The 7181-nt window shown below is 70.9% G+C and carries 6 protein-coding genes; 2 read left to right on the top strand and 4 right to left on the bottom strand.

Annotated features, from left to right (window positions below; genetic code table 11):
• Window positions 1-300: 300 nt before the first annotated feature.
• Window positions 301-1884 carry an acyl-CoA carboxylase subunit beta gene (locus ACFW6A_RS16730; RefSeq protein WP_351843466.1) on the top strand — a complete coding sequence of 528 codons (1584 nt, stop codon included), beginning with the start codon at window positions 301-303 and terminating at the stop codon, window positions 1882-1884.
• 24 nt (window positions 1885-1908) lie between these two features.
• Window positions 1909-2112, top strand: coding sequence for an acyl-CoA carboxylase subunit epsilon (locus tag ACFW6A_RS16725; protein ID WP_351843464.1), 204 nt, complete (start codon window positions 1909-1911; stop codon window positions 2110-2112).
• Between the two features lie 88 nt (window positions 2113-2200).
• Here ACFW6A_RS16725 and ACFW6A_RS16720 read toward each other — a convergent pair whose 3' ends face one another.
• The 4 genes from ACFW6A_RS16720 to ACFW6A_RS16705 form a co-directional block, all read right to left on the bottom strand.
• Window positions 2201-2782, bottom strand: a complete 582-nt coding sequence (locus tag ACFW6A_RS16720) for an ATP/GTP-binding protein (protein WP_226651380.1) — start codon at window positions 2780-2782, stop codon at window positions 2201-2203.
• Window positions 2763-3296, bottom strand: a complete 534-nt coding sequence (locus tag ACFW6A_RS16715; protein WP_351843462.1) for a DUF742 domain-containing protein — start codon at window positions 3294-3296, stop codon at window positions 2763-2765. Before ACFW6A_RS16715 ends, ACFW6A_RS16720 begins: the two co-directional genes overlap by 20 nt.
• Window positions 3297-3389: 93 nt before the next feature.
• Window positions 3390-3803 (bottom strand): roadblock/LC7 domain-containing protein, encoded by a 414-nt coding sequence (locus tag ACFW6A_RS16710; protein ID WP_030496939.1) that lies wholly within the window; start codon window positions 3801-3803, stop codon window positions 3390-3392.
• A gap of 10 nt (window positions 3804-3813) precedes the next feature.
• Window positions 3814-7041 (bottom strand): nitrate- and nitrite sensing domain-containing protein, encoded by a 3228-nt coding sequence (locus ACFW6A_RS16705; RefSeq protein WP_386641187.1) that lies wholly within the window; start codon window positions 7039-7041, stop codon window positions 3814-3816.
• Between the last annotated feature and the right edge of the window lie 140 nt (window positions 7042-7181).

The raw sequence follows: 7181 nt of genomic DNA, 5'->3' as shown, positions 1-7181 counted from the left end.
ACGGCGCCCCGCAGTGGAAGTCCGGCGCCGGAAACGTCTACGCCGACGAGGGCAACCACTGGGACGTGACCTTCTACAACTGCGGCGGCTGCTGAACCGCACCCCGCCACCGCGCGCGGGTCCCCGTCACCCGGGGGCCCGCGCCTCGCGTTTGTGAGACCCCCACAAGCAAAAGGGGTTCCGGGCTGTGGACTCGCTCCGGTGGCCCCCCGGTTCTGTCCGTCCCCACCAGGAATCGACACGCGAGACTGTACGGAGTCGACGGCGGGGTTTCCTTGGTCGAGTTCGTAGGGTCGGTACATGACCCTTGTCGACGAGATCCCGAGCGAGCCCACCGACGCACGTGGCCGCGTCGCCGAACTCCACGTCCTGCGCGAGCAGGCGCTGGCCGGCCCCAGCGAGCGCGCGACCGAGGCCCAGCACGCGAAGGGCAAGCTGACCGCGCGGGAGCGCATCGAGCTGCTCCTCGACCCGGGTTCCTTCAACGAGGTCGAGCAGCTCCGCCGGCACCGCGCCCAGGGCTTCGGCCTGGAGGCCAAGAAGCCGTACACCGACGGCGTCATCACCGGCTGGGGCACGGTCGAGGGCCGCACCGTCTTCGTCTACGCGCACGACTTCCGGATCTTCGGCGGCGCCCTCGGCGAGGCCCACGCCACCAAGATCCACAAGATCATGGACATGGCCATCGCGGCCGGCGCCCCGCTGGTCTCCCTGAACGACGGCGCCGGCGCCCGCATCCAGGAGGGCGTCTCCGCCCTCGCCGGCTACGGCGGCATCTTCCAGCGCAACACCCGCGCCTCCGGCGTCATCCCGCAGATCAGCGTGATGCTCGGCCCGTGCGCAGGCGGCGCGGCCTACAGCCCCGCCCTCACCGACTTCGTCTTCATGGTCCGCGAGACCTCGCAGATGTTCATCACCGGCCCGGACGTCGTCAAGGCGGTCACCGGCGAGGAGATCAGCCAGAACGGCCTCGGCGGCGCCGACGTCCACGCCGAGACCTCCGGCGTCGCGCACTTCGCGTACGACGACGAGGAGACCTGCATCGCCGAGGTCCGCTACCTCCTGTCGATGCTCCCGCAGAACAACCGCGAGAACCCGCCGACCGTCGCCTCCGAGGACCCGGCCGACCGCCGCTCCGACGTCCTGCTCGACCTGGTGCCCGCCGACGGCAACCGCCCGTACGACATGCACAAGGTCATCGAGGAGCTCGTCGACGACGGCGACTACCTGGAGGTCCACGAGCGCTGGGCGCGCAACATCATCTGCGCGCTGGCCCGCCTCGACGGCCAGGTCGTCGGCATCGTCGCCAACCAGCCCCAGTCCCTCGCCGGCGTCCTCGACATCGAGGCCTCCGAGAAGGCCGCGCGCTTCGTCCAGATGTGCGACGCCTTCAACATCCCGATCGTCACCCTTCTGGACGTCCCCGGCTTCCTGCCCGGCGTCGACCAGGAGCACGGTGGAATCATCCGCCACGGCGCCAAGCTCCTCTACGCCTACTGCAACGCGACCGTGCCCCGGATCTCCCTGATCCTGCGCAAGGCGTACGGCGGTGCCTACATCGTCATGGACTCCCAGTCGATCGGCGCCGACCTGACGTACGCCTGGCCCACCAACGAAATCGCGGTCATGGGCGCCGAGGGCGCCGCCAACGTGATCTTCCGCAAGCAGATCGCCGAGGCCGAGGACCCCGAGGCCATGCGCGCCCGCATGGTCAAGGAGTACAAGGCCGAGCTGATGCACCCGTACTACGCGGCCGAGCGCGGTCTCGTCGATGACGTCATCGACCCCGCCGACACCCGCCAGGTGCTCATCCGGTCCCTCGCCATGCTCCGCACCAAGCACGCCGACCTGCCGTCCCGCAAGCACGGCAACCCGCCTCAGTAAGACCCGGCACAAGGAGTCCACGAAGTGACCACGCCTGCCACAGCCAACCTTCTCCGCGTCGAGAAGGGCCACGCCGACCCCGAGGAGCTGGCCGCCATCACCGCGGTCCTGCTCGCCCGCGCCGCCTCCCGGCCCGAGCCGGCCGCCGCCCACCACGGCCGCACCGCCGCCGGCTGGCGCCGCCTGGAGCGCGAGAACGGCTTCCGCGCCCCGCACAGCTGGCGCTGACGCCCCGGAACGCACGGAAAGGGCCCCCGCTCCTTCGAGGAGCGGGGGCCCTTTCGCGTGGTGCGCGACCGACGGACCGTCGGGACGGTTACCGCAGGCGGGCCATGAGGGCGTGCTCGACGAGGGTGATGAGCGCGCTCTTGGCGTCCGCGCGGTGGCGGGCGTCGGTGGTGATGATCGGGGTGTCGGGCCCGATCTGGAGGGCCTCGCGGACCTCCTCCGGGTTGTAGGGCTGGTTCCCGTCGAAGCCGTTGAGGGCGATGACGAAGGGGAGGCCCGAGTTCTCGAAGTAGTCGACCGCGGGGAAGCAGTCGGCGAGGCGGCGGGTGTCGACGAGGACGACGGCGCCGATGGCGCCGCGGACCAGGTCGTCCCACATGAACCAGAAGCGGTCCTGGCCGGGGGTGCCGAACAGGTACAGGATCAGGTCCTGGTCCAGCGTGATGCGGCCGAAGTCCATGGCGACGGTCGTCGTCGTCTTGTCGCCGGTGTGGGTGAGGTCGTCGATGCCCGCGGACGCGGACGTCATGACGGCCTCGGTACGCAGCGGGTTGATCTCCGAGACGGCGCCGACGAACGTGGTCTTGCCCACGCCGAAGCCACCCGCCACCACGATCTTCGCGCTGGTGGTTGAACGGGCCGCGCCGCCGCTAGAGCTTGCGAAGTCCACTGAGCACCCTTTCGAGCAGTGTCACGTCTGGCTGACCGCCGGCGGCCTCGTCGCCGCCGGGCTGGTGAATGGCTACGAGTCCGGCCTCGGCCAGGTCGGCGACGAGGATCCGGGCAACGCCGAGGGGGATGGAGAGGAGGGCCGAGATCTCCGCGACCGACTTGATCTCGAAGCACAGCCGGCAGATCCGCTGGTGCTCGGGCAACTGCCCCTGCAGCCGGGCCGGGTCGGCCGTGGTGCTGACCAGCGCCTCGATGGCGAGCTGGTAGCGCGGCCGGGTCCGGCCGCCGGTCATCGCGTACGGGCGCACGAGCGGGTTGTGCCCGCCGCCGGAGCTCGACGAGCCCGCGGCGCGGGGGGCCGCCGGCTGCGCCTGCGGCTGTCCGTAGGACGGGGGGACGCCCTGTCTGCTGGGTGCGGAAGGGAAGTTGTACCGGTTCTGCGCGGCGTCGCCCATCGGCGCCTGATGCGCGTCGAATCCGTTGTAGGGGTTCGCCCCCGGGGGTGTTCCCACGTCTCCTCCTCCGACTGCTTCGCGGTCCATGTCCCTTGGAGCCGCGTCACCGCACCCTAACGGTGCGGTGACGAGAAACGCACTCTGTGTCTGTTAGTTGAGAAGACTTCCCTGGAGCTCCGCCCGCAGGTCCGGGGTGAGGACGGAGCCCGCGCGGTCCACGAGCAGGGCCATCTCGTAGCCCACGAGGCCGATGTCGGACTCCGGGTGGGCGAGGACGGCCAGCGAGGAACCGTCCGAGACCGACATGATGAAGAGGAAGCCGCGCTCCATCTCCACCACGGTCTGGTTGACCGCGCCGCCCTCGAAGATCCGGGACGCGCCCGCGGTCAGCGAGGTCAGCCCGGAGGCGACCGCCGCCAGCTGGTCGGCACGGTCCCGGGGGAATCCCTCGGACATGGCCAGCAGGAGTCCGTCGGCGGAGACCACCACCGTGTGGGACACCCCGGGGGTGTTGTCCACGAAGTTGGTGATCAACCAGTTCAGATTCTGCGCCGCCTGGCTCATCGGGCTCACACTAACGCTCCTGGTTGTAGGTACTACCCGGGCCGAAGCCCGATCCGTTCGTGTCCGACCCCGCCGTGCGCCCCTGCTGGACGCCGCGGCGCAGGTTGCTCAACCTGCCCCGTACGTCCTCGGGCGCGCGGGAGACCTGGGGGCCGCCCTGCGGGGTCTGCTCCGCGGTGCCCTCGACCAGGTTGGCCTTGGGGACGCGCCGGGGGAGACCGGACGGAGTGACCCCGCCCGCCTTCGGCTCGCGGAGCTTCTTGGCCTGCTCCCAGCGCTCGTCATTGGCCGAGCGCCATTCGTCGGAGCCTTCGTTCTGCTGCTGTTCGTCCTGTCCCGCCGGCCGGGCGGGCTGGGCCGGCGGCACGGGCCGCTGCGCCTGGGGCGCCTGCGGGGCGACACCGCCGCGGCGCGGCAGACCGGCGTCGGTCAGTCCGTGGCCGGTGTCCGGAGCGGGACTGGGAGCCGGAGCCGGACGGTCGAAGCCTACGCGCTCGGCGCCCTGTTCGGGAGCGGCCTGCGAAGATTCCGATTCCGGCCGGTAACCCTGGTCGAAAGCGCCCTGGTAGGAGCCCTGCTCCGGCCACTCGCCCTGGTGGGACTGGGGTTCGAACGCCTGGTCGTATCCGGGGGTGGCCGCGTCCTGGGCGCCGTACGCCGCTTCCGCATACGCCTGCTGCGGGTACGCCCCGCCCTGCGCGCCGTACCCCTCGTAGCCCTGCTGCCCGGGGTAGCCGTAGCCGTCCTGCGGCTGCTGCTCGTACCCCTGCTCCTGGGCGTACTCGGTGCCGTAGGCCTGGTTCTGCTCGTACCCCTGGGGGTACTGCCGGCCGTACTCCTGCTCCTGGGCGTACTCGGAGCCGTAGGCCTGGGCCTGCTCGGGCTCCTCGCCGTAGAGCGGGCCCTCGGCGCCCTGCACCTGGGCCTCCAGGGCGGCGCGGCGCTCCTCGCGCATCAGCGAGCGGTTGACCGGGTCCAGCTGCTGGCCCTCGCCCGGCTGCTCGTAGCGCGAGTCGTCGAAGCCGAGCTCGGCCGCGGTCCGCATCGGCGCCACGGCCGGGTCGAAGCCGCCCTGCTGCTGGTTCGGGATGATCTGGGAGACCGTGAAGTCGTCCTGGACCGGCTGCTCGCCGCCGCCGCCGTGGGTGATCGCGTCCGGCAGCATGACCAGCGAGGTGGTGCCGGCCTGCTCGCCGGAGGGGCGGAGCTGGACCCGGATGCCGTGCCGGTCGGAGAGCCGGCCGACCACGAAGAGGCCCATGCGCTGCGAGACGGCCGCGTCCACGGTGGGCGGGTTGGCCAGCTTGTGGTTGATGTCCGCGAAGTCCTCGGCGGTGAGGCCGATGCCCTTGTCGTGGATCTCGACCATCACCCGGCCGTCGGGGAGACGGGTCGCGGTGACGCGCACCTTGGTCTGCGGGGAGGAGAACGTGGTGGCGTTCTCGAGGAGCTCGGCGAGCAGGTGCACGAGGTCGGTCACGGCCTGGCCGTGGATCTCGGCGTCCGGCACGCCGGCGATCTCGATGCGCTCGTACTGCTCCACCTCGGAGGAGGCGGCGCGCAGCACGTCGACGAGCGGGACCGGCTGGTCCCAGCGGCGGCCCGGCTCCTCGCCGGCGAGGACCAGGAGGTTCTCGCCGTTGCGGCGCATGCGGGTCGCGAGGTGGTCCAGCTTGAAGAGGTTCTCCAGCTGGTCCGGGTCGGCCTCGTTGTTCTCCAGGTCGGTGATGAGGGTCAGCTGGCCCTCGATCAGCGACTGGTTGCGGCGCGAGAGGTTGGTGAAGATCGCGTTGACGTTGCCGCGGAGCATGGCCTGCTCGGCGGCGAGCCGCACGGCCTCGCGGTGGACCTGGTCGAAGGCGCGGGCGACCTCGCCGATCTCGTCCTGCGAGTCGATCGGGATGGGCTGGACGCGGGTGTCGACCCGGCCCGGCTCGGTGCGGGAGAGCTGGTCGACCAGCATCGGCAGGCGCTGCTCGGCGATGCCGAATGCGGCGGTGCGCAGCTCGCGCATCGAGCGGCTCATCTGCCGGGCCATCATCCCGGCGAGGATGAAGGCGGCCAGCAGGGCGACGACGACGATGGCGCCGGTGACCCAGGCGTCCGTCTGGGCCTCGGAGGAGATGTCGGTGGCCTCGGCGACGGCCTTGTCGACGAGGGCCTTCTCGACCTCGCTGTAGCCGTCGAACTTGGCGGTGGCGATCGCCATCCAGGTCTCGGCGGTGATGCCCTTGGCCGCCAGGGCCTTGATCGCGTCCGCGTCCTCGGCGGTGCCGATCAGACCGGCGACGCCGGTGTAGACCGAGCCGTCCTTGCCCTTGGGCAGGGTGACGTCGGCGGCCTGCATCTTCTTCTCGCCCTCGGCCGCCTTGCCGGCCATGACCTTCTTCAGGCGCTCGACGTCCTCGGCGGTGCCACCGGAGTTGTACTCGCCGAGGGCGATCTGCTCCAGGTAGTTGTACGAGTTGAACGCGACCGACTGCTGGGCGAAGACGGCGTCCTTGGCGCTGGGCCGGACGAGCAGGTGGGTGCCGATGGAGCGCTGGAGCGAACCGGCGGCCTGCGCGAGCTGGATGGCGTAGACGGTCCGGCCGTAGCTGGTGATGTTGCCGGTGCCCAGGCCGAGCTCGTTGGAGAACTCCATGAGGTAGTGCTGCACGCCGGTGTAGCCGAGCTGGGTGTTCACCGGGTCGAGCGCGGCCGTGTAGGCGGACTTGCGGAGCGCCGCGAGCTTGGGCTCCTCGTTCTTGAACGCCTGCAGACGGCGCTCCAGGCCCTGGCCCGAGGGCATGTTCCGGACGGCCTCGTCGAACTTGGCGCGGGCCGCGTCGGTCGTCGCGTAGGCCCGGGTGATCTCCTCGCCGGCCCGGTCCTTGCCGGCGAGCAGCGGGGCCGCCGTCAGGTCGCGCTCGTTGAGGAGGGCGGTGGAGTACTCCGAGGCGGCGCGCACGATGAGCGCCGTCTTCTCGGCGTCCTGGGCCTCCTGCCAGGTGTCGATCGACCCCTTGACCTGGAAGCCGCCCATGACGAGGCCGACGAGCACGGGTATGAGGAGGATCGCGTTCAGCCGGGTGGGCACGCGCCAGTTGCGCGGGGACAGCTTGCTGGAGCTGCCCCGGGGAGCGGGCGCGGGCGCGGGCGTCACCGGTACGTCCGCGGGCGACACCGCACTGCGCGACGGCGGGGTGAAGTTGCCCCGCGCCTCCTGCTCCGCGGAGCCATCCATGCTTCGCCTCACTCGACCAACAACCTCTCCGCGTCGGCACCTACGTCGTGCCGGTGTTTCGTTCAGGGCCGTACTACTCGGGAGTTCATGAATTGCAGCACGTGAAGGGGGTCCGTTCCAAACAGTGGGACCGGGCCGCTTCCCGAGGCCCA

Source organism: Streptomyces sp. NPDC058758 (assembly GCF_042746075.1).
Classification (GTDB): domain Bacteria; phylum Actinomycetota; class Actinomycetes; order Streptomycetales; family Streptomycetaceae; genus Streptomyces.
Note: the sequence above shows the minus strand (reverse complement) of the source record. Positions and strands in the feature narration are given on the sequence as shown.